The organism is Xanthomonas arboricola pv. guizotiae, from assembly GCF_002940205.1.
Lineage (GTDB): Bacteria > Pseudomonadota > Gammaproteobacteria > Xanthomonadales > Xanthomonadaceae > Xanthomonas > Xanthomonas arboricola_C.
Genome location: NZ_MDSK01000037.1, coordinates 24685 through 50591 on the forward strand (window position 1 = coordinate 24685; position 25907 = coordinate 50591).

Annotated in this window: 20 protein-coding genes; 14 read left to right on the plus strand and 6 right to left on the minus strand. The window is 66.5% G+C overall.

Annotated features, from left to right (window positions below; genetic code table 11):
- Positions 1 to 34: 34 nt before the first annotated feature.
- Positions 35 to 3283, minus strand: coding sequence for an efflux RND transporter permease subunit (locus XarbCFBP7408_RS18335; RefSeq protein ID WP_181106862.1), 3249 nt, complete (start codon positions 3281 to 3283; stop codon positions 35 to 37).
- A 93-nt stretch (positions 3284 to 3376) separates the two neighbouring features.
- Entirely contained in the window at positions 3377 to 4618 is a 1242-nt protein-coding gene (locus XarbCFBP7408_RS18340; RefSeq protein ID WP_104564176.1) for an efflux RND transporter periplasmic adaptor subunit, read from the minus strand.
- Positions 4619 to 4874: 256 nt separating this feature from the next.
- Between XarbCFBP7408_RS18340 and XarbCFBP7408_RS18345 the strand changes: the two genes are divergently transcribed.
- The 6 genes from XarbCFBP7408_RS18345 to aceK all read left to right on the plus strand — a co-directional run bounded on the left by XarbCFBP7408_RS18345 (position 4875) and on the right by aceK (position 12820).
- Positions 4875 to 6182, plus strand: coding sequence for a M20 family metallopeptidase (locus XarbCFBP7408_RS18345; protein WP_104564177.1), 1308 nt, complete (start codon positions 4875 to 4877; stop codon positions 6180 to 6182).
- A gap of 165 nt (positions 6183 to 6347) precedes the next feature.
- Entirely contained in the window at positions 6348 to 7163 is an 816-nt protein-coding gene (queF, locus tag XarbCFBP7408_RS18350; protein WP_104564178.1) for an NADPH-dependent 7-cyano-7-deazaguanine reductase QueF, read from the plus strand.
- Positions 7164 to 7265: 102 nt separating this feature from the next.
- Positions 7266 to 7559, plus strand: coding sequence for a LysM peptidoglycan-binding domain-containing protein (locus XarbCFBP7408_RS18355; RefSeq protein ID WP_104564179.1), 294 nt, complete (start codon positions 7266 to 7268; stop codon positions 7557 to 7559).
- 62 nt (positions 7560 to 7621) lie between these two features.
- A complete protein-coding gene (locus XarbCFBP7408_RS18360) occupies positions 7622 to 8179 on the plus strand; it encodes a hypothetical protein (protein ID WP_104564180.1) in 558 nt (185 codons plus the stop codon).
- A 402-nt stretch (positions 8180 to 8581) separates the two neighbouring features.
- On the plus strand, positions 8582 to 10813 hold the full coding sequence (locus tag XarbCFBP7408_RS18365; RefSeq protein WP_104564181.1) for an NADP-dependent isocitrate dehydrogenase: 2232 nt from the start codon (positions 8582 to 8584) through the stop codon (positions 10811 to 10813).
- 267 nt (positions 10814 to 11080) lie between these two features.
- Positions 11081 to 12820 carry a bifunctional isocitrate dehydrogenase kinase/phosphatase gene (gene aceK, locus XarbCFBP7408_RS18370; protein WP_104564182.1) on the plus strand — a complete coding sequence of 580 codons (1740 nt, stop codon included), beginning with the start codon at positions 11081 to 11083 and terminating at the stop codon, positions 12818 to 12820.
- 121 nt (positions 12821 to 12941) lie between these two features.
- On the opposite strand, the gene rho is transcribed toward aceK, so the two are convergent.
- Together rho and trxA are read right to left on the minus strand one after the other, a co-directional pair.
- Positions 12942 to 14801 (minus strand): transcription termination factor Rho, encoded by a 1860-nt coding sequence (rho, locus tag XarbCFBP7408_RS18375; protein WP_181106860.1) that lies wholly within the window; start codon positions 14799 to 14801, stop codon positions 12942 to 12944.
- Positions 14802 to 15019: 218 nt separating this feature from the next.
- Positions 15020 to 15361 (minus strand): thioredoxin TrxA, encoded by a 342-nt coding sequence (gene trxA, locus XarbCFBP7408_RS18380; RefSeq protein WP_104564183.1) that lies wholly within the window; start codon positions 15359 to 15361, stop codon positions 15020 to 15022.
- A 198-nt stretch (positions 15362 to 15559) separates the two neighbouring features.
- Here trxA and rhlB point away from each other — a divergent pair, with 198 nt between their 5' ends.
- From rhlB to rpoH, 6 genes are all read left to right on the plus strand, one after another.
- Complete coding sequence (rhlB, locus tag XarbCFBP7408_RS18385) at positions 15560 to 17278, plus strand: ATP-dependent RNA helicase RhlB (RefSeq protein ID WP_104564184.1); 1719 nt, start codon at positions 15560 to 15562, stop codon at positions 17276 to 17278.
- A 75-nt stretch (positions 17279 to 17353) separates the two neighbouring features.
- A complete protein-coding gene (gene ftsE, locus XarbCFBP7408_RS18390) occupies positions 17354 to 18040 on the plus strand; it encodes a cell division ATP-binding protein FtsE (RefSeq protein ID WP_016903688.1) in 687 nt (228 codons plus the stop codon).
- Positions 18037 to 18987 (plus strand): permease-like cell division protein FtsX, encoded by a 951-nt coding sequence (gene ftsX / locus XarbCFBP7408_RS18395; protein ID WP_104564185.1) that lies wholly within the window; start codon positions 18037 to 18039, stop codon positions 18985 to 18987. The genes ftsE and ftsX overlap by 4 nt, the downstream gene beginning before the upstream one ends.
- Before the next feature lie 8 nt (positions 18988 to 18995).
- Entirely contained in the window at positions 18996 to 19838 is an 843-nt protein-coding gene (locus XarbCFBP7408_RS18400) for a response regulator (RefSeq protein ID WP_181106858.1), read from the plus strand.
- Positions 19835 to 20560, plus strand: coding sequence for a uracil-DNA glycosylase (ung, locus tag XarbCFBP7408_RS18405; RefSeq protein WP_104564186.1), 726 nt, complete (start codon positions 19835 to 19837; stop codon positions 20558 to 20560). The genes XarbCFBP7408_RS18400 and ung overlap by 4 nt, the downstream gene beginning before the upstream one ends.
- A 207-nt stretch (positions 20561 to 20767) precedes the next feature.
- A complete protein-coding gene (rpoH, locus tag XarbCFBP7408_RS18410) occupies positions 20768 to 21643 on the plus strand; it encodes an RNA polymerase sigma factor RpoH (protein WP_002803651.1) in 876 nt (291 codons plus the stop codon).
- 150 nt (positions 21644 to 21793) lie between these two features.
- Here the strand turns inward: rpoH and XarbCFBP7408_RS18415 are convergent, their stop codons facing one another.
- On the minus strand, positions 21794 to 22408 hold the full coding sequence (locus XarbCFBP7408_RS18415; RefSeq protein ID WP_104564187.1) for a trimeric intracellular cation channel family protein: 615 nt from the start codon (positions 22406 to 22408) through the stop codon (positions 21794 to 21796).
- A 52-nt stretch (positions 22409 to 22460) separates the two neighbouring features.
- Complete coding sequence (locus tag XarbCFBP7408_RS18420; RefSeq protein ID WP_104564191.1) at positions 22461 to 23753, minus strand: NAD(P)/FAD-dependent oxidoreductase; 1293 nt, start codon at positions 23751 to 23753, stop codon at positions 22461 to 22463.
- Between the two features lie 201 nt (positions 23754 to 23954).
- Here XarbCFBP7408_RS18420 and XarbCFBP7408_RS18425 point away from each other — a divergent pair, with 201 nt between their 5' ends.
- Both XarbCFBP7408_RS18425 and XarbCFBP7408_RS18430 read left to right on the plus strand, forming a co-directional pair.
- Positions 23955 to 24785, plus strand: a complete 831-nt coding sequence (locus tag XarbCFBP7408_RS18425; protein WP_181106857.1) for an NYN domain-containing protein — start codon at positions 23955 to 23957, stop codon at positions 24783 to 24785.
- The gene (locus XarbCFBP7408_RS18430; RefSeq protein ID WP_429001412.1) at positions 24782 to 25444 is read left to right on the plus strand and encodes a glutathione S-transferase family protein; all 663 of its coding nucleotides are present in this window, start codon (positions 24782 to 24784) and stop codon (positions 25442 to 25444) included. The genes XarbCFBP7408_RS18425 and XarbCFBP7408_RS18430 overlap by 4 nt, the downstream gene beginning before the upstream one ends.
- Positions 25445 to 25907 lie beyond the last annotated feature (463 nt).

Consider the following 25907-nt stretch of genomic DNA (forward strand, 5'->3'; position numbering starts at 1 on the left):
CAGGCACAGCGATCAGCGAAGACGTCAGCAGTCGTCATGCCGATCGCTCCGGGGTGGAGGCCGGGGTTGCGCCGTCATGGCGCGCTGCGCGGCGCGCGCGCCAATCGCGTAGCCGCTCGCCGGCGCGTTCCATGTACAGGTAGATCACCGGCGTGGTGTACAGCGTCACCAGCTGCGACAGCAGCAGGCCGCCGACGATGGCGATGCCGAGCGGGCGGCGCAGTTCCGAGCCGATGCCGGTGCCCAGCGCCAGCGGCAGCGCGCCCAGCATCGCGGCGGCGGTGGTCATCATGATCGGGCGGAAGCGCAGCAGGCAGGCGCGCCGGATCGCTTCGTGCGCGTTGGCGCCTTCGCGGCGGGCGTCGATGGCGAAGTCGATCATCATGATCGCGTTCTTCTTGACGATGCCGATCAGCAGCACGATGCCGACGATGCCGTCCACCGACAGGCTCAGCCCGCACATCATCAACGCCAGCAACGCACCGACACCGGCCGGCGGCAGCGTGGAGATGATCGTCAGCGGGTGGATGTAGCTCTCGTAGAGCACGCCCAGCACGATGTAGATCACCACGATCGAGGCCAGCAGCAGCCATACGATATCGGTCTGGCTGCCGGTGAATTCGGCCGCCTTGCCGACGAACGCCGCATGCACCTGGGTCGGGATCTTCAGATCCTGGCGCGCCTGCTCGATCGCCTCCACCGCCTGCGACAGCGAATGGCCCGGCGCCAGATTGAACGAGATCGTGACCGCCGGCAGCTGTTGCTGGTGGCTGACCACCAATGGCGTGTTGGTGACCTTGGCCTCGGCCAGTGCGGCCAGCGGAATGATGCTGCCGGCGCCGACCACAATGCCGGTGTTCTGCGCGCCCACGCCGGTGGCGGTGGAGGAATTGGACGAGGTCAGCTGGCCGAAGCTGGTGGCATTGGTGCCGGTCAGCGCGCCGCTGCCGTTGCTGGCCACCGCCAGCTGATTCATCAACGCGGTGCTGCTGCGGAACTCCGGCGCCACTTCCAGCACCACCCGGTACTGATTGAGCTCGGTGAAGATGGTGGAGATCTGGCGTTGGCCGAAGGCGTCGTACAGCGTGTCGTCGATGGTCTGCATCGGCACGCCGAGCATGCTGGCCTTGTCGCGATCGATGCTCAGCTCCAGCGCACGGCCCTGGTTGGCCAGGTTGTTGTCCACGTCGGCCAGCTCGGGCAGCTTGCGCATCGCCTCGGTCATGCGCGCGGCCCAGGTGGCCAGCTCGCCGCTGTCCACATCCGAGATCGAATACTGGTACTCGGTGGCGGCCACACGGGTGTCCAGGGTGACGTCCTGCACCGGCTTGAGGAACAGCGCCACGCCGGGAATGCCGGCCACCGCCTTTTGCAGGCGCGGCAGCACCTCGTCCAGACCGTCGCGGTCGCCGCGTGTCTTCAGCACGATCGACAGCTGGCCCTGGTTGATGGTCGGGTTCATGGTGCCGGCGCCGATGAAGGCGGCCACGCCGGTCACCGCCGGGTCTTTCTGCAGCGCCGCGGCCACCGCCTGGGTGCGCTGCTCCATCTGCGGGAACGCCACGTTCTGGTCGGCCTGCACCACGCCGGTGATCAGGCCGGTGTCCTGCTCGGGCAGCAGGCCCTTGGGGATCGCCACGTACAGCACCACGGTCAGCGCCACCGCGCCGATCGCCACCGCCAGGGTCAGCGGCTGATGGGCAAGCACCCAGTCCAGGCTGCGCTCGTAGGTGCCCACGGTGCGCGTCCACAGGTTGGTCTTGCCGGCGGCGGTCGCGCGCTCGTGCGCGTCTTCGCCTTCGGGCAGGGCGTCGGGCTTGAGCAGGTAGGCGCACATCATCGGCGTCAGCGTCAGCGACACCAGCATCGAGATCACCACCGCGATCGACAGCACCCACGCGAACTCATGGAACAGGCGCCCGGTCACGCCCGGCATCAGCAGCAGCGGCAGGAACACCGCCACCAGCGATACGGTCAGCGACAGCACGGTGAAGCCGATCTGCTTGGCGCCGATCTCGGCCGCTTCCGGCCCGCTCTTGCCCTGTTCGATGTAGCGCACGATGTTTTCGATCATCACGATCGCATCGTCGACCACGAACCCGGTGGCCACCACCAGCGCCATCAGCGACAGGTTATCCAGCGACATGCCGGCGAACGCCATCACCCCGAAGGTGCCGGCCAGCGACAACGGCACCGCCACCGAGGGAATGATGGTGGCCCACAACCGGCGCAGGAACACGAAGATCACCGCCACCACCAGCGCGATGGTCAGCACCAGGGTGAACTTGACCTCGTGCACCGAGGCGCGGATGGTTTCGGTGCGGTCGGAGAACACCTCCAGGCGCACGTCGGCCGGCAGCACCGCCTGCAGCTGCGGCAGGATGCTGCGGATCTGCTCCACCGTCTGCACGATGTTGGCGCCGGGCTGGCGGCGGATTTCCAGCAGCACCGCCGGCTTGCCGTCGGCCCAGGCGGCGAGCTGGTCGTTCTCCACCCCGTCGACCACGTTGGCCACATCGGCCAGCCGCACCGGGCGGCCGTTGTTGTAGCTGATGATGGTCTCGCGGTACTGCGCCGCGTCGGTGAGCTGGTCGTTGGTGCCGATGCTGTAGGACTGGGTCTTGCCGTTGAGCGAGCCCTTGGGCGCGCTGACATTGGTCTGGGTCAGCGCGCTGCGCAGCGACTCCATGGTCAGGCCCATGTTCGACAGCTGCGCCGGGTTGACCTGGATGCGCACCGCAGGCCGCACGTTGCCGGCGATCGACACCAGCCCCACGCCCGGCACCTGCGACAGGCGCTGGGCCAGGATCGCATCGGCATAGCGGTTGACCTCGCGCAGCGGCAGCGAGTCGGAGGTGAGCTTGAGCGTGAGGATCGCCGCGTCGGCCGGATTGACCCGGTTGTAGACCGGTTGGTACGGCAGCGACGAGGGCAGGGTGGCCTGACGGATCGCCGCCTGCACATCCTGCGCGGCGATGTCGATGTCGCGGTCCATCGAGAACTGCAGGATGATCGTGGACAGGCCTGCCGACGAATCGGAGGTCATCATCTGCAGCCCGGAGATCTGCCCGAACTGGCGCTCCAGCGGCGTGGTCACCAGCGAGGCCATGGTGGTCGCGTTGGCGCCGGGATACTGGGTGGTGACCACCAGGCTGGGCGCGTCGATCTCCGGCAGGGCCGAGACCGGCAATTGCCGGTAGCCCAGGATGCCCAGCAGCAGGATGCCCGCCATCAACAACGAGGTGGCGATGGGACGGCGGATGAAGATGGTCGAAAAGCCCACGGGGGGTGTCCTTGCTGAAGACGTCAATCGATGCCGGCGCGCGCAGCGCCGATGCACACCGGCGACGGAAGTCCCGTCGCCGATGCTCGCGAGTTAGCGCGGGCCGCCGCCACTGCGTCGGCCACCGGCGCCGCCACGGCTCTTGTCCTGCGCGGCCTTGAGTTCGGCCTCGGTCGGCTCCGGCGGGGTTTCGCCCGGCTTGAGCGCGCTGACCTTGCTGCCCGGCTTGAGCCGGAACTGGCCTTCGGTCACCACGCGCTCGCCCGGCTTGAGCCCCTTGGTGATCTGCACATGGCTGTCGTCCACTTCCACGCCCTGCACCACGGTGCGCATCTGCGCGGTGTTGTCGCTGCCGACCACGTAGACGTAATCGCCGTCCGGGCCGCGCTGCACGGCCTGGGTCGGCACCACGGTGCCGCCGGAGATGGTGCGCAGCTGCAGGCGCACGTTGACGAACTGGCCCGGCCACAAGGCGTTGTCGGTGTTGGCGAAGATCGCACGCGCACCGAAGGTGCCGCTGTCGGCGGCGATGCGGTTGTCGATCACCTCCAGCTTGCCGTCGCCGCTGATCACGTGCGCATCGCCGCGATCCAGCGCCGCCACGTCCAGCGGGGCGGCCGCCTGGCCGCTGCGCACCGCCTGCAACTCGCGCTCGGGCAGGTTGAAGGACACATAGATCGGGCGGATCTGGGTCAGGGTGACGATGGTGGAGCTGGCGCTGACGATATTGCCCACGTCCACGCCGCGGATACCGGCGATGCCGTCGATCGGCGCGGTGACCCGGGTGAACTGCAATTGCACCTGCGCAGAGCGCATCTGCGCATCGTTGGCGGCCACCGCCGCCTCGTACTGCGCCACCTGGTTACGTTGCGTATCCAGGTCTGTGCGCGAGACGTACTGCTTGTAGGCCGGGTCGTTGGAGCGCTGGTAGTTCACCCGCGAGGTCGCCAGCAGCGCCTGGTTCTGGCGCTTGGCCGCCAGCGCCTGGTCGTAGCTGGCCTGCAGGGTGCGCGGGTCGATCTGCGCCAGCAGCTCGCCCTTCTTCACTTCCTGGCCCTCCTTGAAGTTCAGGCTCTTCAGCTGGCCGCCGACCTGCGGGCTGACCGTGACGGTATTGAACGCGGTCACCGTGCCCAGCGCGCTGGCATAGACCGGCACATCCTGGGTGGTGGCGGCCACGACCGTGACCGGTACCGGGCCGCTGTGCTCGGTGCCATTGCCGTCCGGCGCGTCCGCCCGCTTGCCGTGGTTGCCCCCACCGAACATCCGCATTGCGACGAACACCACGACGAGCACCGCTACGACCAGCAGTGTGATCTTCCAAAAACGCGACATGCGACAACTCCTGAGGGCGGGCCGGGCGCTGGTGCGACCGTGGGGCGGCTGTGCGAAGCATATCGTTGCGATCAGGCAATTGAGCGTTACTGAAGTAACGGCCCGCCGGACGAAACGACTGCGGCGTTCACAGATGCAGTGCAGCGGCAACGCGTCAGGGCCGGTGCGGTTGACCGCAGGACTGAATCGAGCCCCACTGCAGCCCACCGAGCGCGCGCCTGCACTACATTAAGCAACCATCTTCAGAGGATTGCCGATGCGCCACTCCCGCCTGCTGACCAGCGCACTGCTGCTCGCCCTGCCCACGCTCGCCGCCGCGCAGACCGCGCGGCGGCCCGAAGTTCAGGCCGCCGCCGCCCCGCTGCAGGCCAAGGTGGTGCAATGGCGCCGCGACTTCCACCAGCACCCGGAGCTGTCCAACCGCGAGGAGCGCACTGCCGCCACCGTGGCCGCGCAGCTACGCAAGCTCGGCCTCAAGCCGCGCACCGGCATCGCCCATCACGGCGTGGTGGCCATCATCAAGGGCGGCAAGCCAGGTCCGAAGATCGCCTTGCGCGCGGACATGGATGCCTTGCCGGTCAAGGAGCAGACCGACCTGCCGTATGCCTCCAAGGTCACCGCCGAGTACCGCGGCGAGCAGGTCGGGGTGATGCATGCCTGCGGCCACGATGCCCACACCGCGATCCTGCTCGGCGTGGCCGAAGCGCTGGTCAGCATGCGCGAGCAGCTGCCCGGCGAAGTGATGCTGATCTTCCAGCCCTCCGAAGAGGGCGCTCCCGGCAACGAAGAGGGCGGCGCCTCGCTGATGCTCAAGGAAGGCCTGTTCGCCGACTTCACCCCACAGGCGGTGTTCGGCCTGCATGTGTTCTCCAGCGTGCAGGCCGGCAAGATCGCGGTGCGCAGCGGCCCGCTGATGGCCGCCTCGGACCGGTTTGCGATCAAGATGATCGGCCGCCAGACGCATGGCTCGGCGCCGTGGAACGGCATCGACCCGATCGTGGCCAGCGCCGACATGATCGGTGCCGCGCAGACCGTGATCAGCCGCCGCGCCAACCTGTCCAAACAACCGGCGGTGTTGAGCTTCGGCGCGATCAAGGGCGGCATCCGCTACAACATCATCCCCGACGACGTGGAAATGGTCGGCACCATCCGCACCTTCGACGAAGCCATGCGCCAGCAGATCTTCGCCGACCTCAAGACGGTGGCCGAGCACACCGCCGCCGCCCACGGGGCCAAGGTCGAGGCGCAGGTGCCGGACCAGCCCGGCAACCCGGCCACGGTCAACGACCCGGCGCTGACCGCCAGGATGCTGCCCAGCCTGCAGGCCGTGGTCGGCGCCGACAATGTCTATGAGCCGCCGCTGCAGATGGGCGCGGAAGATTTCTCCTTCTACGCCCAGCAGGTGCCGTCGATGTTCTTCTTCGTCGGCTCCACCGCCAAGGGCATCGACCCGGCGACCGCGCCCAGCAACCATTCGCCGCAGTTCCTGCTCGACGAATCGTCGCTGGATGTGGGCCTGCGCGCGCTGTTGCAGGTGTCGCTGGATTACCTGCAGCAGGGGTGAATTGGGAATCGGGATGGGGAATCGTCTGCGGGCTGGGCGATTCTCGCTTTCGCTGGCTGGGCCGGTGGCGTGATTCCGGAGCGGCGATCTTCGAGTTTTCCATTCGCTCTCTTTCGCGCGCTGTCATACACCTCACGGCCAGCCCGCTCGGCCTAAAATGGCGCGATGAATACCCCAGAAGATTCCACCCTCGGTCGTGAGGTCGCCTATCCCAGCGGCTACGATCCGTCGCTGCTGTTCCCGATTCCGCGCGCGGCCGGGCGCGAGGCGATCGGCCTGTCGGGGGCCTTGCCGTTTATCGGCCGCGATCGCTGGCATGCCTACGAACTCAGCTGGCTCGATGCGCATGGCAAGCCGTGCGTGGCCACCGCCACCTTGCATGTGCCACATGACTCGCCGGCGTTGATCGAATCCAAGTCGCTCAAGCTGTATCTCAACTCGCTCAACGCCACCCGCTTCAATAGCGCCGAAGCGGTGCGCACGCGCATCGCTAGCGACCTGTCCACGCGCGCCGGTGCCGATGTGGTGGTGGAATTCGGTCTGCCACCGATCGACGCGGTCGGGGAGGGCGAATCGATCGACGCACTGGATGTCAGCATCGACGACTACGGCCCGCCCAATGCCGCGTATCTGGCGGCGCACGCACAACCAGTGGTGGAAGAAGTGCTGACCTCGGCTTTGCTCAAATCCAATTGCCCGGTCACCGGTCAACCGGATTGGGCCAGCGTCACGTTGCGCTACCGCGGCGCCCCGATCGACCGCCAAGGCCTGCTGCGCTATCTGGTGAGTTTCCGCGACCACGCCGAGTTTCACGAGCAATGCGTGGAGCGTATCTTCCATGACGTGCTGCTCCGCTGCGCGCCCGAGTGGCTGGTGGTGGAAGCGCGCTATACCCGCCGTGGCGGGCTGGACATCAACCCCTTGCGCAGCTCGCCCAGCGTGCCGACGCCGCTGTCGATCTTCCGCGACCTGCGCCAGTAATCGCGCCCATTCAGGGCTCGCGCCAGCTTCACGGTGGCGCGATCCACGCTTAACAGCGCGCCGCGCACCCTGCAGTCATCGTGATGCAACGGGATTGCGGCAATGAATGTCGACAAGAAAGCAGATTTTTCCAACGTGACGTCCTCGGTCGACAGCACCGCCGACGTCGCGCCGGCGGCGGATTTCTCCAACGTGCGCACCAGCGTGCAGAGCACTGCGCAGTTGGTCAGCGAATCGATCACCGTGCAGGCGGGCGACAGTCTGTCCAGCATCGCCAAGCGCCACTTCGGCGACGGCAACCTGTGGCCGCGGATCTTCGATGCCAACCGCGAAACGCTCAAGGATCCGGACAAGATCTTTCCCGGTCAGGTCCTGCAATTGCCGCCGAAGTCATAGGCGCACCGCATACCTGGCACCTTTCGAAACCCATTTTTATTCTGATATCCGGAGATTGATCCATGCGTACTACATCCGTTTCCAGCACCCTCGCCATTGCCCTTGCCGGCGTTCTCGCCTTGTCGGGCTGCAGCAAGAAGGCCGACGACGACAGCGTGTCCAAGGATCCGACTTCCGGCGCTGCCACCGAGGCGATGCCGGGGCCGGCCGCAACGCCGCCGGCGAGCGATCAGGCTGGCCAGAGCACCGCAACCGGCGCCGCCAGCACCGATACCGCAGCCGCGACGGGTTCGGCGGTGACGGTGTCGAGCGTGGTGGTCGGCACCACCGCGACCGCCGACAAGTCGGTGACCCCGTCGGCCAACATCGGCAGCAAGGACACCATCATCGTTTCGGTGAAAACCGATGGCAGCGCGAGCAATGTGGCGGTCGCAGCCAAACTCACCTATCAGGATGGCCAGGTGGCCGGCGAGCAGAATGCCACCTTGACCACGACCGGCCCGGAAACCACCAACCTCAGCTTCAGCAAGCCCGATGGCTGGCCGGCTGGCAGCTACACCGCGCAGGTCATGGTGGATGGCAAGCCGGCGGGTACGCCGCAGACCATCACGGTCAAGTAAGCAGCCACGCGAGCAAGCAGTCTGCAGGTAGGGATGCGTGTTCGCAGAGCGAGCAGCGCACTGATGCCACGCATGCAGGACAAGCGCGTCCATCGCGTTGCCCTGTCGTTCTTCTAGCAGGCCATCAGGGCGCGATCACACGATCGCGCCCTTTTTTCTGCGTAGTCTCTCAGTCGGCACATTCGTTACAGCTGCATCCATCGCATTGGACGGGTGGCGGGATGGAGCATCCTCCTGTGGTCGCTTTACCCGGGCGCGGCTCAGACGCGACAATATCGTGCTGATCCATCGCCGCGTTCCACGCGCCGGCCGATCGGCGTGCCAGCAGCGACCCCGTCGCGCACGCCAACGCCAGTGCCAACACGCCGGCGCTCCTTCCGACCACACGAGCCATCGCACCTTATGTCGAAGACACCGAAGATCATCTACACGCTCACCGACGAAGCACCGTATCTGGCCACGCAGTCGCTGCTGCCGATCATCGATGCCTACACCAATACTGCCGGCATCGTGGTCGAAACCCGCGACATCTCGCTGGCCGGCCGCATCCTGTCGCTGTTTCCCGAGCACCTGAGCGACGCGCAGAAGATCGCCGACGACCTGAGTGAGCTGGGCGAGTTGGCCACCACGCCGGAAGCCAACATCATCAAGCTGCCCAACATCAGCGCCTCGGTGCCGCAGCTCAAGGCCGCCATCGCCGAACTGCAGGGCCAGGGCTATGCGCTGCCGGCGTATCCGGACACGCCCAAGGACGATGCCGAAAAGGACATCAAGGCGCGCTACGACAAGGTCAAGGGCAGCGCGGTCAATCCGGTGCTGCGCGAGGGCAACTCCGATCGCCGCGCGCCGCTGTCGGTGAAGAATTACGCACGCAAGCATCCGCACCGCATGGGCAAGTGGAGCAGCGATTCGAAGTCGCACGTGGCCCATATGGACGACGGCGATTTCTTCGGCAGCGAGCAATCCACCACCGTGGCGGCCGCCGGCGCGTTGAAGATCGAGTTCGTCGGCAACGACGGCAGCAGCAGCGTGTTGAAGGACAAGGTCGCGGTCAAGGCCGGCGAAATCGTCGATGCCGCGGTGCTGAGCAAGCGCGCGCTGGCCAGCTTCATCGACGCGCAGATCGCCGATGCCAAGGCCCGCGATGTGCTGTTCTCGGTGCATCTGAAAGCCACCATGATGAAGGTCTCCGACCCGGTGCTGTTCGGCGTGGTGGTCGGCGAGTTCTACAAGGACACGCTGAGCAAGCATGCCGAGGCGCTCGCGTCGGTCGGCTTCGATCCCAACAACGGCATCGGCGACCTGTACGCGCGCATCGCCACGCTGCCGGAAGACCAGCAGGCGCAGATCAAGGCCGATATCCAGGCCGAATACGCGCAGCGTCCGGCCCTGGCCATGGTCAATTCGGACAAGGGCATCACCAACCTGCATGTGCCCAGCGACGTGATCGTCGATGCGTCGATGCCGGCGATGATTCGCGACTCCGGTCAGATGTGGAATGCCGAAGGCAAGCTGCAGGACACCAAGGCGGTGATCCCGGATCGCTGCTACGCCGATGTCTATCAGGCGGTGATCGACGACTGCAAGGCGCATGGCGCATTCGATCCGTCCACCATGGGCTCGGTGCCCAACGTCGGCCTGATGGCGCAGAAGGCCGAGGAATACGGCTCGCACGACAAGACCTTCCAGATTGCCGCCGCCGGGACCGTCAAGGCCACCGACGACACCGGCAACACGGTGTTCGAACATGCGGTGGAAGCCGGCGACCTGTGGCGCATGTGCCAGGTCAAGGACGCGCCGATCCAGGACTGGGTCAAGCTGGCCGTCGAACGCGCGCGCGTGAGCCAGACGCCTGCGGTGTTCTGGCTGGACAACGCCCGTGCGCACGATGCGCAGGTCATCGCCAAGGTGGAAACCTATCTGAAGGATCACGACACCAACGGCCTGGATATCCGCATCCTGCCGCCGGTGGAAGCAACCACCTTCTCGCTGGAGCGCATCCGCAAGGGCCAGGACACCATCTCGGTCACCGGCAACGTGCTGCGCGATTACCTCACCGACCTGTTCCCGATCCTGGAGCTGGGCACCAGCGCCAAGATGCTGTCGATCGTGCCGCTGATGGCCGGTGGCGGCCTGTTCGAGACCGGTGCCGGCGGCTCGGCGCCCAAGCACGTGCAGCAGTTCGTCGAACAGAACAGCCTGCGCTGGGATTCGCTGGGCGAGTTCCTGGCCCTGGCCGCCTCGCTGGAGCATCTGGGCAACCGCTACGACAATCCGTCGGCCACGGTGCTGGCCAAGGCGCTGGACGTGGCCAACGGCCAGTTCCTGGACAACAACAAGTCGCCGGCGCGCAAGGTCGGTGAACTGGACAACCGCGGCAGCCACTTCTATCTGGCGATGTACTGGGCGCAGGCCCTGGCTGCGCAGACAGAGGACACCGCCCTGCAGGCCAAGTTCGCGCCGCTGGCCAAGGCCCTGACCGAGAACGAAGCCACCATCGTGGCCGAGCTCAACGGCGCCCAGGGCAAGCCGGTCGAGATCGGCGGCTACTACCACCCCGATCTGGCCAAGGTCAGCGAGGCGATGCGCCCGAGCAAGACCTTCAACGACGTGTTGGCCACGCTGAAGGCCTGATCCAGCGCACCGCCTGGCGGTGCGTCCGGCAGCTGCAACAGGCAGGGCCCGCCTCGATGAGGGGCGGGCCTTGTCGTTTCCTGCGTTTGCGTGCAAGCGCGAGAACGCGGTGGTTGCATGCCAGGTCTCGCGACCTGGCAATGCCTTGCCTGCGAGAGCTCCTTCGCCTCGTTGCGAGCAGTCTCGGCATCTGGCCGACTGTGCGCTTGTTCGATTGATCGTTGCTCTCGGCTGCACGCCGCAACATGCGCTGGGTACACTGCCGGCATGAGCCAGCTCCCGTTACCGCCGCAGTCCGAGCGCCGTGCGCTGGCGATTGCCCATGCCGTGTACGACGCCTTCGAGGATTACCACGCCCGGTTTGCCGAGATCACCGCACGCGCCAAACAGCGCTTCGAAACGCGCGACTGGAGCGGCGCGCGCGATGACGCGGTGGCGCGGATCGCGCTGTACGACCAGTACATCAGCGAATGCATGCTGCGCTTGCGTGCGGTGCTGCTGGGGCAGGCGCACGATCGCGCGCTGTGGATGCGCGCACGCGTGCATTACGCCACGCTGCTGAGCGGGCTGATCGACCAGGAGTTGTACAAGACCTTCTACAACACCCTGACCCGGCGTTACTTCGGCACCCACGGCGTGGATGCGGAGATCGAATTCATCGCGCTGGATATCGAGCCGACCGATGCGATCACGGTGCCGGTCGCGCGGCATACCTACGCGGTCTCGCCCGGCCGGCTGACCGACATGCTGGTGCGCGTGCTCGGCGATTATTCCTTCGACGTTCCGTATGCGCATCGCACCCGTTGTGCAGCGGCGATCGCGGTGCGCCTGCTCGACGATCTCGCGCATTGGGGCGAGCACCCGGTGCGCAGCGTGGAGCTGCTGGAGACAGTGTTCTATCGCGAGCGGCGCGCCTACCTGGTCGGCCGCGTGTTCGGCGAACATCGCTTCTCGCCATGCGTCATCGCCCTGGTCAACGACGACGCCGGCCTGCGTGCCGAAGCGGTGCTGACCCGGCGCAGCGACGTCGCGCAGCTGTTCAGCAACTCGCGCAGTTACTTCCAGGCCAATCTATCCACCGTCGGCGATGCGGTGGTGTTTCTACGCAGCCTGCTCACCCACAAGCCGGTCGACGAGCTGTACACGATGCTCGGGCGTGCCAAGCAGGGCAAGACCGAACGCTATCGCACGTTCTTCAGCCATTTCCAGGCGCATCCGGCCGAGCAGCTGGTGCATGCCGATGGCACGCCCGGCATGGTCATGGTGGTATTTACCCTGCCCAGTTATCCGCTGGTGTTCAAACTGATTCGCGACCGCTTTGCCTATCCCAAGACCATGAGTCGCGCGCAGGTGGAAGGCAAATACGAGCTGGTGTTCCAGCTCGATCGCATCGGCCGCCTGCTGGACGCGCAGCCGTATCGCTTCCTGCGGTTTCCCAAGTCGCGTTTCTCGCCCGCGTTGCTGGAAGAGCTGCAAACCAGCTGTGCGACGAGCCTGAGCGAAGATGGTCAGGACGTGTTGATCGCGCTGTGCTACGTGCAGCGCCGCCTGCGCCCGCTCAATCTCTACCTGCGCGAACAGCTGCCCGAAGCCGCGCATGCGGCCGCGCTGGACTACGGCCAGGCGATCAAGGACATGGCACGCAACAACATCTTTCCCGGCGACATGCTGCTGAAGAACTTCGGCATCACCCGCCATCAGCGCGCGGTGTTCTACGACTACGACGAGCTGTGCCTGATCACCGAATGCAGCTTCCGCGACTGGCCAACCCCGACCACCTATGAAGAACAGATGGCTGCCGAGCCCTGGTTCCACGTCGGCCCGCGCGATGTGTTTCCCGAGCGCTTCGCGCTGTTCATGGGCTTGCCGCCCTCGCAGCTGGAAGCGGTCAAGCACCTGCACCCGGAGCTGTTCGACCCGCAATGGTGGCGCGACCTGCAAACCCGCCTGCGCGAGGACGACTACCCCGACACCCCGCCATATGCGGACTCGCGCCGGCTGGCGTAGTAGCCGCCGAATGCCGATGTGCGTGCCGCGACGATAACGAGGTGTCCGTCGGACACACAACTCCGCGGCCACAAAAAAGCCCCGCAGTGCGGGGCTTTTCGTCTCGAGAATGCCGACCGAGTCAGCGCTTCATCGAACTGAAGAACTCGTCGTTGGACTTGGTGGTCTTCATCTTGTCCAGCAGGAATTCCATCGCCGCGATTTCGTCCATCGGGTGCAGCAGCTTGCGCAGGATCCAGATCTTCTGCAGCAGCTCCGGCTCGATCAGCAGATCTTCGCGACGCGTGCCGGATCGGTTGATGTCGATCGCCGGATACACGCGCTTTTCGGTGATGCGACGGTTCAGATGCACTTCGCTGTTGCCGGTGCCCTTGAACTCTTCGTAGATCACCTCGTCCATCTTGCTGCCGGTTTCCACCAGCGCCGTGGCGATGATGGTCAGCGAGCCGCCTTCTTCCACGTTACGGGCCGCACCGAAGAAGCGCTTCGGACGGTGCAGCGCGTTGGCGTCCACACCACCGGTGAGTACCTTGCCGGAGCTGGGCACCACGTTGTTGTAGGCGCGTGCCAGACGGGTGATCGAGTCGAGCAGGATCACCACGTCCTTCTTGTGCTCGACCAGGCGCTTGGCCCGCTCGATCACCATCTCGGCGACCTGCACGTGGCGCGCGGCCGGTTCGTCGAAGGTGGAGGAGATGACCTCGCCGCGCACGGTGCGCTGCATTTCGGTCACTTCTTCCGGGCGCTCGTCGATCAGCAGCACGATCATGTGCACTTCGGGATGATTGCTGGTGATGGCCGTGGCCACCTGCTGCATCATCATGGTCTTGCCGGCCTTGGGCGGGGAGACGATCAGCGCGCGCTGACCTTTGCCCTGCGGCGCCATCAGGTCCAGGATGCGGCCGGTGATGTCCTCGGTCGATCCATCGCCACGCTCCAGCCGGAAGCGGCGACGCGGGAACAGCGGGGTCAGGTTCTCGAACAGCACCTTGTTCTTGCTGGCTTCCAGCGGCTCGCCATTGATGGTGTCGACGATCGACAGCGCGAAATAGCGTTCGCCGTCCTTCGGGAAGCGGATACGGCCAGACAGGTGGTCGCCGGTCCGCAGGTTGAAGCGGCGGATCTGGCTGGGTGAGATATAGGTGTCGTCCGGGCCGGCCAGGTAGCTGGCTTCTGCGGCACGCAGGAAGCCGAAGCCGTCGGGCAGGATTTCCAGCACGCCGTCGGCGGCAACGCCTTCGCCGTGGCGGGTCAGCACCTTGAGCAGGGCGAAGATCACGTCCTGCTTGCGCGCGCGCGCCACGCCTTCCTGGATGTTGAGCTGGTCGGCGATATCCAGCAGCTTCTGCGCCGGCATCCGCTTCAGATCGCTCAGCGAATAGACCGGGAAGCCTTCCGGCACGGCCGGGTGCGGGCGCGCGACGAACGGCTCGTTGCTGCCATCCGACGACGGCATGCCGCCACCTTCGTTGCCGAAGCGGTCGCGTCCACGGTCGCGGCGGTTGCGGAAGCGGTCACGGCGGTTGCCCTGGCCTTGCTGATGCTGGCCGCCATTCTGGTCCTGACCCTGACCCTGCGCCTGCGCCTGGGGCTGACCCTGGTTCTGGCCCCGGTGCTGCGCCTGATTCTGGTTCTGCTGCTGCTGCGCCTGATTGAAGCGCTGCTGCTGGGTCTGGCCACCCTCGCGGGAGTCGCCCTGGGTGTCGCCGCCCGGGTTGCCCTGGTTGGCGCCGGGGGCGTTACCGGCATAGGACGCGCCATCGCCGGACGTCTGCGCCGGTGCCGAATCGGCAGCGTGCGACGGTGCATGCGGGGCACGTGGAGCATCGGGTGCGGGGCTGGCGGGCAAGGGCAGGTTGGGCTGCTGCGCGCCACCGTCGTCGGTGGCAGCGGCGGTCTTGCTCACGCGCGGCTTGCGCACGCGCTTCTCGACAGGAGCGTCGACGCTGCTCCCGGTATCGGAGGAAGGATGATCGGACAAGTGCGTGATTCCTCGCTAAGAGTGCGAGCGCCCGGCGGGGGGGCGAACTTTAGGTGATGGGAGTCTAGAAGAGGTTTCTAGAGGGGTACGTCGGCGCACGAACGTGCTCCGGATCGGCTGACACTATCACCGCTGCGCGCAACCGCGCAAGCGCCTGCCGCAGCAGGATTTAACTGCTGGCGCGTCACAGGGGCGCCCATCGCTGGACGCCCACCCGCTCAGGCGGCCGCGCCGCCCAGGGTCTTGTCGATCATCTGGGTCAGCTGGCCCTTGCCAACCGCACCGATCTGGGTGGCCTGCACCTGGCCGTCCTTGAACAGCAACAGCATCGGGATCGAGCGCACGTGGTACTTGATGGCCAGTGCGCGGTTCTGGTCCACATTGACCTTGGCAACCTTCAGTTTGCCCTGATATGTATCGGCCAGATCGTCCAGCACCGGGGCGATCATCTTGCAGGGTCCGCACCACTCGGCCCAGAAATCCACCAGCACCGGTTCGCCGGATTGCAGTACAGCTGTCTCGAAGTCGGCATCGCCGACGTGTTGAACCTTGTCGCTCACGTTGGGTCTCCTGGAAACCAAAACGGCCCGCCCGAACGGGCAGGCCGCTACATTGCGTTAAACTGGGGTATTGCGCGACTGAATCAAGTGTCAGTCCTGAAGCCGCGCTGTCCGCCACAACAGCCGCAGTTTGCGACGCTGTCGGCATCGATGCAAGCCGCGCCCGGGCTGCCCAGGGCGCCCCACGAAGACGGAATAATGAGCGACAAACCGCTGACCGATTTGACTTTTTCCACGTTCGACCTGCATCCGGCGCTGATCGCCGGGCTGGAGAGCGCCGGGTTTACCCGCTGTACCCCGATCCAGGCGCTGACCCTGCCGGTCGCGCTGCCGGGCGGCGACGTCGCCGGCCAGGCCCAGACCGGCACCGGCAAGACCCTGGCGTTCCTGGTGGCGGTGATGAACCGCCTGCTGATCCGCCCGGCGCTGGCCGACCGCAAGCCGGAGGACCCGCGCGCGCTGATCCTGGCGCCGACCCGCGAACTGGCGATCCAGATCCACAAGGACGCGGTCAAGTTCGGCGCCGACCTGGGCCTGCGCTTTGCGCTGGTCTACGGCGGGGTGGACTACGACAAGCAGCGCGAGCTGCTGCAGCAGGGGGTGGACGTGATCATCGCCACCCCGGGCCGGCTGATCGACTACGTCAAGCAGCACAAGGTGGTGTCGCTGCACGCCTGCGAGATCTGCGTACTGGACGAAGCCGACCGCATGTTCGACCTGGGCTTCATCAAGGACATCCGCTTCCTGCTGCGGCGCATGCCCGAGCGCGGCACCCGCCAGACCCTGCTGTTCTCGGCCACGCTCAGCCATCGCGTGCTCGAGCTCGCCTACGAGCACATGAACGAGCCGGAAAAGCTGGTCGTCGAAACGGAAAGCATCACCGCCGCACGGGTGCGCCAGCGCATCTATTTCCCCTCCGACGAAGAGAAGCAGACGCTGCTGCTGGGCCTGCTGTCGCGCAGTGAAGGCGCGCGCACCATGGTGTTCGTCAACACCAAGGCGTTCGTCGAGCGCGTGGCGCGCACCCTGGAGCGGCATGGCTACCGGGTCGGCGTGCTGTCGGGCGACGTGCCGCAGAAGAAGCGCGAGTCGCTGCTCAACCGCTTCCAGAAGGGTCAGCTCGAAATCCTGGTCGCCACCGACGTGGCCGCGCGCGGCCTGCACATCGACGGCGTCAAGTACGTCTACAACTACGACCTGCCGTTCGATGCGGAAGACTACGTGCACCGTATCGGCCGTACCGCGCGGCTGGGCGAAGAGGGCGATGCGATCAGCTTCGCCTGCGAGCGCTACGCAATGAGCCTGCCGGATATCGAGGCCTATATCGAGCAGAAGATCCCGGTCGAGCCGGTGACCTCCGAGTTGCTGACGCCGCTGCCGCGTGCAGCGCGCGTGCCGGTGGAAGGCGAAGAGGCCGACGCCGATGCTGGCGACAGCGTGGGCACCATCTTCCGCGAGGCGCGCGAGCAGCGTGCTGCCGAAGAACAGCGCCGCGGTGGCGGGCGCAGTGGCCCCGGCGGCGGTTCGCGCAGCGGCAGTGGCGGCGGTCGTCGCGACGGCGGCAGTGCCGATGGCAAGCCGCGTCCGCGTCGCAAGCCGCGTGTGGAGGGCGAAGCCCCGGCAGCGGCAGCGCCGACCGAAACGCCGGTGGTTGCGGCGGCGGCGGTCGAGGCACCTTCCACCATCGTGGCCGATGCCGAGCGCGCACCGCGCAAGCGGCGTCGGCGTCGCAACGGCCGCCCGGTCGACGGTACCGAGCCGGCAGTGGCCTCCACACCGGTCGCCGCACCGGCCGCGCCGCGCAAGCCCACCCAGGTGGTCGCCAAGCCGGTGCGCAGCGCCGCCAAGCCGTCCGGCGGCCCGTCGCTGCTGAGCCGCATCGGTCGTCGCCTGCGCTCGCTGGTGTCCGGCAACTGATCGCACGCGGCCTGCGTCGCATTGCCGGGCTCCGGCGATGCGACGCAAGCGCTGGCGCTCCGGCATAATCGCTGGATGACCGTTCTGCGTTTCGACAACGTCAGCAAGCACTACGCCGGTGGCCACCAGGCGCTGACCGATGTCAGCTTCGAAGTGGCCGATGGCGAGATGCTGTTCGTGACCGGCCACTCCGGCGCCGGCAAAAGTACCTTGCTCAAATTGATCCACCTCAGCGAGCGGCCAAGCCAGGGCGCGGTGCTGCTGGGCGAACGCAACCTGCTCAAGGTGCGTGGCCGGCAGATTCCGCTGCATCGGCGCCAGGTGGGTGCGGTCTACCAGGACCATCGCCTGCTCAACGACCGCAGCATCGCCGAGAACGTGGCGTTGCCGCTGATCCTGCGCGGCACCCGGCGTGCCGAGATCGGCAAGCGGGTGCGCTCGGCATTGGAGCGGATCGGGCTGGCCCATCGCGAGCGGGCCTTGCCATCGCAGTTGTCGGCCGGCGAGCAGCAGCGCGTGGGCATCGCCCGCGCCATCGTCGGCGAACCGCGCCTGCTGGTGGCCGATGAGCCTACCGGCAATCTGGACCCGGCGCTGGCCGCGGAAATCATGCAGTTGTTCGCCGAGCTGCCCGCGCGCGGCACCAGCGTGCTGGTGGTCAGCCACGACCTGGCCCTGCTCAAGCAGATGCGCAAGCGCGTGCTGATCCTGGATCACGGCCGCCTGGTCGACGACATCTCGCCGCAGGACCTGGCCGAATGAGCAAGCTTGCCAATACCGAAGCCGTCGCGCCGTCGCGGTTCGGCGTGTGGATCGACCACCATCTGCACAGCATCGCCTTCAGCCTGGGCCGTGCCATGCGCAAGCCCTGGGCCACCTTGCTGACCATCGTGGTGATGGCGCTGGCACTGGCCTTGCCGCTGGGGCTGTCGATCGCGCTGGACAACGTCAAGCTGCTGGCCGGCAGCGTGCAGCAGTCGCGCGAAATCAATCTGTTTTTGAAGGTCGACGTGGCCGCCGATGCGGCGCAGGCGCTGGCCGGCGAGCTGCGTGCGCGCCCGGACGTTGCCAAGGTCGCCTTGCGCACGCCCGCGCAGGGCTTGGCCGAGTTGCGCGAGAGCGCCAAGCTCGATGAAGCCGCCGATGCACTGGGCGACAACCCGCTGCCCACCTTGCTGATCGTCACTCCCGCCGATGCGGCCGACGATGTGCAACTGGCCAGCGCGCTGCAGGCGCTGCCGCAGAGCGATCAGGTGCAGCACGATGCGCTGTGGCGCAAGCGCCTGGATGGCTGGCTGCGCTTCGGCGAGCGGCTGGTGCAGGTACTGTCGGCACTGCTCGGCATCGGTGCGGTCCTGGTGGTTGGCAACACCGTGCGGCTGGACATCCAGTCGCGGCGCGAAGAAATCGGCGTGCTGCAGCTGCTCGGCGCCAGCGATGGCTTCATCCGTCGCCCGTTCCTGTATCTGGGTGCGTGGTACGGGCTTGGCGCCGGCGCCGTTGCGCTCGCTTTGATCGCCGCCTCGGGCCTGGCATTGCGCGCGCCGTTGGCAACCCTGGCCGATAGCTATGGCAGTTCCTTTACCCTGCACGGGCTGGATCTGTTGCATTCTGCGATGGTGCTGGTCGGCACCCTGGTGCTGGGTTGGCTGGGCGCCTGGCTGGTGACCGGCCATTTCCTTCGCCAGACCCGTCCCACCGAGACCTGAGGCCTGCCATGCATCCACCAGATCTCAAACACCTGATCAGCGACGCGCCGCGCGTGATGGTGGTCGATGGCTCCAAGCTGGTGCGCAAGCTGATTGCCGACGTGCTCAAGCGCGACCTGCCCAACGTGCAGGTGATCGGCTGCTCCAGCATTGCCGAAGCGCGTCAGGCACTGGAAGCCGGCGCGGTGGATCTGGTGACCACCTCGCTGTCGCTGCCCGATGGCGACGGCCTGACCCTGGCACGCAGCGTGCGCGAAACCGCCGGGCAGGCGTATGTGCCGGTGATCGTGGTCTCCGGCGATGCGCAGCAGCATCTGGTGGAGCGCCGCTTCACCGAATACGTCACCGACTATTTCGACAAGGCGCTGGGCCATGAAGCCCTGGCCACCTTCATCCGCGGCTACGTACAGCCCGAACCGGTGGTCGGCGCGACCGTGCTCTATATCGAAGACAGCCGCGTGGTGGCCGAGGCGACCAAGCGCATGCTCGAGCGCCAGAGCCTGAAGGTGGTGCACGTGCTCACCGCCGAAGATGCGTTTGCGCTGCTCACTGCCGAATCGCTGGGCCGCACCGAGCGCCGCATCGACGTGGTGCTGACCGACGTGACCCTGAAAGGCGAACTCAACGGCCGCGACGTGGTCGAGCGTATCCGCATCGATTTTGCCTACGGCAAGCGCCGCCTGCCGGTGCTGGTGATGACTGGCGATACCAACCCGCGCAATCAATCCGAATTGTTGCGCGCCGGCGCCAACGATCTGGTGCAAAAACCGATCGAAGAGCGCCTGCTGGTGACCAAGGTGTTGTTCCAGCTGCGCCTGGCACGCCTGGAGGATCAGGCTGTCACGCTATGACTGAAGTGGAAGCACGTATCCAACTGGAACCGTCGTGGAAGGCAAGGGTGGGCGACTGGTTGCTGCGCCCGGAGATGCAGGAGCTGTCGGCATTCCTGCGTCAACGCAAGGCGGCAGGTGCGCGGGTGTTTCCGCCTGGGCCGCAGATCTTCGCCGCCTTCGACGCCACCCCGTTCGAGCAGGTGAAGGTGGTGATCCTGGGCCAGGATCCGTATCACGGCGAAGGCCAGGCGCATGGTCTGTGTTTCTCGGTGCTGCCGGGCGTGCCGGTGCCGCCGTCGCTGCTCAACATCTACAAAGAGATCCAGGACGACCTGGGCATCGCGCGGCCGGATCATGGCTACCTGATGCCGTGGGCGCGCCAGGGCGTATTACTGCTCAATGCCGTGCTGACGGTGGAGCAGGGCCGTGCCGGCGCCCACCAGAACAAGGGCTGGGAAGGCTTCACCGATCATGTGGTGGAAACCCTCAACCGCGAGCGCGAAGGCCTGGTGTTCCTGCTCTGGGGCAGCTACGCGCAGTCCAAGGGCAAGGTCATCGACCAGGCGCGCCATCGCGTGTTCAAGGCCCCGCATCCCTCGCCGTTGTCGGCGCATCGCGGCTTTCTGGGCTGCCAGCACTTCTCCAAGACCAACGAGCACCTGCAGCGCCGCGGGATCAGCCCGATCGACTGGTCGCTGCCACCGCGCAGCGCGCTGGGCACCAGCTCGGCCGGCGGCTGAACGGCGGTGCCGGCAGCCGGATTCGCAGCTGGTTTGTCACGGTTTGCGCAGGCCGGCAGTGGTAGCGTAACGGTTGATTTTGGGGTGCCGGGCTGTAGAACACCGGCAATGTCAGAAGCCCGAACGTTCTATTAATGGGATGCTGGGAACTCTTTCTGTACCCGGCAGTCCAATAGTTCGACTGCTAAGACTGCTAAGATGGTGCCTATGAACCAGACTACCTCGACTGCCCTTGTGGCAAACAATCTCCCGATTCCCAGTGCGCTCGGTTCGCTGGACGCCTACATCGGTGCCGTGCACCAGATCCCGGTGCTGTCGGTTGATGAGGAACAGAATCTGGCCCGCCGCTTCCGCGACGAGCTGGATCTGGACGCCGCGCGCGAACTGGTCCATTCCCACCTGCGTTTCGTGGTGCACGTGGCCCGCGGCTACAACGGCTACGGCCTGCCGCTGGGCGACCTGATCCAGGAAGGCAATATCGGCCTGATGAAGGCGGTCAAACGCTTCGACCCGGAAATGGGCGTGCGCCTGGTCAGCTTCGCAGTGCACTGGATCCGTGCCGAAATGCACGAGTTCATCCTGAAGAACTGGCGCATCGTCAAGGTCGCCACGACCAAGGCGCAGCGCAAGCTGTTCTTCAACCTGCGCAAGTCCAAGACCCGCCTGGGCTGGCTCAATGCGTCCGAGGTGACTGCGGTCGCCAAGGATCTGAACGTCTCCGAGCGTGAAGTGATGGAGATGGAATCGCGCCTGTCCGGTCGCGATATCGGCTTCGACGCCTCGTCGGACGAAGACGACGATCATGGCCCGCCGTCGCCGGTGAGCTACCTGGTCGCCAACGACGAAGATCCGTCGCAGGCCTACGAGCGCCACGACAGCGAAGACAACCAGCTGCAGTTGCTGCGCGAGGGCATGGCCGGCCTGGACACGCGCTCGCGCGATATCGTCAAGCGCCGCTGGCTGGATTCCGACTCCAAGGTGACGCTGCAGGAGCTGGCCGATGAGTACGGCGTGTCGGCCGAGCGTATCCGCCAGATCGAGGCGAATGCGCTGAAGAAGATGAAGGCACTGTTCGTGGCCTGATCCTTCGATCATGCCCCAGGTGTTGCACGAACGGCCCGGTTTTCCGGGCCGTTTGCATGTGGGCTGCCGGTGCTGCGTCGAGTCCGACGACGCGTGCTTGCTTACCGTGGTCGTCCGCCGATGATCGACCGCGCGCTGCGCCCGCCCGCGCTATTCCGGCAGGCGCGCCACCGGTAGATGCCAGCCGTAGCGGATGGCCATGAAACGCAGCCCGAAACACACCAGCGCACCGGTCGCCAGCGACCAGGCCTGCGGCACCGCCAGCAGGTGCCCGATCGCGACCAGGCCGCCACCGGCCAGCGCGGCGACCGCATACAGCTCGGCCTGCAGCACCACCGGGGTCCGCGCCACCAGCAGATCGCGCGCGATGCCGCCGCCGATGCCGCTGAGCATGCCGAGCAAGGTCGCGCTGAGCGGGCTGAGTTGGTAATCGAGCGCCTTGCTGGTGCCGTACACCGCAAACAACGCCAACCCGGCCGCGTCGAACAGCTGCACCGGGTTGCGCAGCCGTTCCACCGCCGCATGCCAGTAGAAACCGGCCACGCCGGCCAGGCAGGCGACCAGCAGGTACTGCGGATGCACCAACGCAGCCGGCGGGGTGGCGCCGATCAGCACATCGCGCACGATGCCGCCGGACACCGCCGCCGCGCACGACAGCACCAGCACGCCGAACAGATCCAGGCGATTGCGCACCGCCACGGTCGCGCCGCTGAGGGCGAACACGAAGGTGCCGAGCAGATCCAGCAGGAACAGGAGAGTGGTCACGATCAGACCGCCGCATCAGGCCGCACAGCATCGCGCACGGCCTGCGCCGCTGTCATCCGTCCTTGCTGCTGGGCGGCGGGTCGTCGGTGGCGCCGCCGAAGATGATGCGCGCGGCGCGCTGGTAGCTCCAGTACGCCATCGCCCAGTTCACCAGCACCACGAACCGGTTGCGGAAACCGATCAGGAAGTACACGTGCGCGGCCAGCCAGAACCACCAGGCCACGATGCCGGAGAGCTTGAGCTTGCCGACATGCACGATGGCGGCCATGCGGCCGATCGTGGCCAGGTTGCCGTAGTCCTGGTAGCGGAAGGCCGGTGCGGGCTGGCCACGATGGCGGGCGCGGATCGCCTTGGCGATGTGCTTGCCCATCTGCTTTGCCGCCGGTGCCACGCCCGGCACCGGGCGGCCGTCCTGCTGGACCGAGGCCAGGTCGCCGCCGACGAAGATTTCCGGGTGGCCAGGCACGCTCAGGTCCGGCTGCATCAGCACGCGGCCGGCGCGATCCAGCGGCACGCCGAGCGTGCGCGCCAGCGGCGATGCCGCCACGCCGGCGGCCCACACCACGGTGCGTGCAGGCACGAAGGTGTCGCCGAGCTGATAGCCCTGCGCATCGATGTGGGTGACCGGCGTGCCGGTGTGCACCTCCACGCCCAGGCGCTCGAGCTGCTTGCGCGCCTTGGCGGTGAGATCGTCCGGGAACGAGGGCAGCACGCGCGGGCCGGCTTCGACCAGGCGCACGCGCGCCTGCCGCGGGTCGATATGGCGGAATTCGTTCTTGAGCGTGTGGCGGGCGATCTCGGCCAGCGTGCCGGCCAGCTCGACGCCGGTCGGGCCGCCGCCGACCACGGCGAAACTCAGCCAGGCCGCGCGTGCGGCCGGGTCGGATTCGGCTTCGGCGCGCTCGAAGGCGAGCAGCAATTTGCGCCGCAGCACCAGCGCGTCGTACAGCGTCTTCAGGCCGGGCGCATGCTCGGCCCAGTGATCGTTGCCGAAGTAGGCATGGGTGGCGCCGGTGGCCAGCAGCAGCATGTCGTAGCCGAGCGTGCTGCCATCGGCAAGCACCACCTCGCGGCGGGCCGGTGCGATTTCGGCGACGTCGCCGAGCAGCACTTCGACATTGCGCTGCTCGCGCAGGATGTGGCGCAGCGGCGCGGCGATATCCGGTGCCGACAGGCCGGCGGTGGCGACCTGGTACAGCAGCGGCTGGAACAGGTGATGGTTCTGGCGGTCGATCAGGGTGATGCGGATGCCGGGATCGTCGAGCGCGCGGGTGGCCCATAAGCCGGCAAAACCGCCGCCAACCACGACCAGGTGCAGCGGAGCTTGGGAGGGGGAAGAAGTCATCGTCAGGTCCGATGGAATGCGACACGGGCGCATCAGCATGCCGCATCGGCAATGAACATGCCGCCTGGAATCGGCCTGCCTGCGGCATCATGTCGCATCTCGTCGACTTGATGACCGCATGCCGTCTCTGCCGTCGGCCGCTGCTGCCGACAGCGAGATCGGCACCGCAAGCGACACCGACTCTGCCGACACCTTCGAGGAATGACCATGATCGACAATCCCGACAAACGCATCGCCTTGCTGATCGATGCCGACAATGCGCCGGCCGGCAAGATCGACGTGGTGCTGGCCGAAGTGGCGCGCTATGGCGTGGCCAACGTGCGCCGTGCCTACGGCAACTGGAAGAGTCCGCACCTGAAGGGCTGGGAAGCGGCGCTGCACGAATACGCGATCCGGCCGATCCAGCAATTTGCCTATAGTTCCGGCAAGAACGCCTCGGACATGGCGATGGTGATCGATGCGATGGACCTGCTGTATGCGCGCAACCTGGATGGCTTTGCGATCGTCTCCAGCGATGCGGATTTCACTCCGTTGGTGATGCGTCTGCTCACCGATGGCATGAAGGTGTATGGCTTCGGTGAAAAGAAAACCCCGGCGCCGTTCGTCAACGCGTGTTCCAAGTTCACCTATGTCGAAGCGCTGGGCGAGCAGGCGGCAGCGGCCAGCGACACCGCCGCCGGCCGCAAGGACGCCACCGCGCTGCGTGGCGACACCCGGCTGGTGCAGATGCTGCGCAACGCGATCGACAGTGCCTGCGAAGACGATGGCTGGGCGCATCTGGGGGCGGTGGGCAAGCAGGTGGCCAACCAGGCCTCGTTCGACCCACGCAACTACGGCTATCGCAAGCTCAGCGACCTGGTGCGTGCGATCGGCCTGTTCGAGATCAAGCAGGACGAGCAGGCCCTGTGGGTACGCGATGCGCCCAAGGGCGGGCGGGCGAAAGCAGCGCCGCCAGCGGCCGCTGGCGCCACGCAGGCCTCCACCGCGAAGCGTCCGGCGCGCACGACGCCCAAACCGGCAGCGGGGAAATGACGATGGCTGACGCTGCGATGCAACCGGCCGCAGGAAACGCCTCGATCACGCTATGGGGGCGGCGCAATTCCAGCAATGTGCGCAAGGTGCTGTGGTGCGCCGAAGAAGCCGGGCTGCCGTACACCTCGATCGAAGTCGGCGGTGCGTCTGGTCGTAACGACACGCCCGAGTATCGCGCGTTGAATCCCAACGGTCTGGTGCCGACGCTGCAGGATGGTGAATTGGTGCTGTGGGAGTCCAATGCGATCGTGCGCTACCTGGCCGCGCAATATGCGCCGGCCCTGTATCCGCAGGCACCGGCCGAACGCGCGCTGGGCGATCGCTGGATGGACTGGACCACCTCGACGTTTGCCGGCGTGTTTCGCGACCTGTTCTGGGGCGTGCTGCGCACACCGGAACCCGAGCGCGATCCTGCGCGCATTGCCGCGGCGCTGACGCGCTCGGGCGACCTGCTCGCACGCGCGGATGCGGCCCTGGCGCAGCAGCCGTATCTGTCCGGCGCGCAATTTGCGATGGGCGATATTCCGCTGGGCAGCTTCGTCTACGCCTGGTTCGAAATGCCGATCGAGCGGCCCGAGCTGCCGCATCTGCAGGCGTGGTACCAGCGCCTGCGCGCGCGGCCTGCGTACCAGCGTGGGGTGATGACCGCGCTGACCTGAGTTTCGAGCCTCCACTGAGCCAAGCATGGTGCATGGCAGGCAGCACACGCGCTGCCGACCTCATGCGTTGTTGCAAGTACATCGCGCGGCCAAATAGCCCGCGTTTTCTGCAGGAGCGCACTTGTGCGCGAGGGCATTCCCGCTAACGCCCCATCGCGCGCAAGCGCGCTCCTATAAAAACGTGAGGACACGTGTGGCCTGTTGGCTCGCGGTGTTGTAGGAGCGCACCCGGGCGCGATGGCAGTGCCGGTAATGCCACATCGCGCCCAGGTGCGCTCCTACGAAAGATCACGCCACGCGCGATCAATGACCTGGGCACAGCGCGCAAGACGTGGGTCTGGCTGTTGCCCCCGCGTGCGATACGCCCGCCCTAGGGCCTGTTAACACATCCGAAGCCCATCAACGACCAGGACGAAGTTGAGGAATCCAAGGAACATGACGTCCAACTTCTCGAAGCGCGTGA

Coding starts and splice junctions, on each gene's coding strand:
- XarbCFBP7408_RS18340 (WP_104564176.1), bottom strand. CDS start 4,618: ATGTCGCGTTTTTGGAAGATCACACTGCTGGTCGTAGCGGTGCTCGTC.
- XarbCFBP7408_RS18345 (WP_104564177.1), top strand. CDS start 4,875: ATGCGCCACTCCCGCCTGCTGACCAGCGCACTGCTGCTCGCCCTGCCC.
- queF (WP_104564178.1), top strand. CDS start 6,348: ATGAATACCCCAGAAGATTCCACCCTCGGTCGTGAGGTCGCCTATCCC.
- XarbCFBP7408_RS18355 (WP_104564179.1), top strand. CDS start 7,266: ATGAATGTCGACAAGAAAGCAGATTTTTCCAACGTGACGTCCTCGGTC.
- XarbCFBP7408_RS18360 (WP_104564180.1), top strand. CDS start 7,622: ATGCGTACTACATCCGTTTCCAGCACCCTCGCCATTGCCCTTGCCGGC.
- XarbCFBP7408_RS18365 (WP_104564181.1), top strand. CDS start 8,582: ATGTCGAAGACACCGAAGATCATCTACACGCTCACCGACGAAGCACCG.
- aceK (WP_104564182.1), top strand. CDS start 11,081: ATGAGCCAGCTCCCGTTACCGCCGCAGTCCGAGCGCCGTGCGCTGGCG.
- rhlB (WP_104564184.1), top strand. CDS start 15,560: ATGAGCGACAAACCGCTGACCGATTTGACTTTTTCCACGTTCGACCTG.
- ftsE (WP_016903688.1), top strand. CDS start 17,354: ATGACCGTTCTGCGTTTCGACAACGTCAGCAAGCACTACGCCGGTGGC.
- ftsX (WP_104564185.1), top strand. CDS start 18,037: ATGAGCAAGCTTGCCAATACCGAAGCCGTCGCGCCGTCGCGGTTCGGC.
- XarbCFBP7408_RS18400 (WP_181106858.1), top strand. CDS start 18,996: ATGCATCCACCAGATCTCAAACACCTGATCAGCGACGCGCCGCGCGTG.
- ung (WP_104564186.1), top strand. CDS start 19,835: ATGACTGAAGTGGAAGCACGTATCCAACTGGAACCGTCGTGGAAGGCA.
- rpoH (WP_002803651.1), top strand. CDS start 20,768: ATGAACCAGACTACCTCGACTGCCCTTGTGGCAAACAATCTCCCGATT.
- XarbCFBP7408_RS18420 (WP_104564191.1), bottom strand. CDS start 23,753: ATGACTTCTTCCCCCTCCCAAGCTCCGCTGCACCTGGTCGTGGTTGGC.
- XarbCFBP7408_RS18425 (WP_181106857.1), top strand. CDS start 23,955: ATGACCATGATCGACAATCCCGACAAACGCATCGCCTTGCTGATCGAT.
- XarbCFBP7408_RS18430 (WP_429001412.1), top strand. CDS start 24,782: ATGACGATGGCTGACGCTGCGATGCAACCGGCCGCAGGAAACGCCTCG.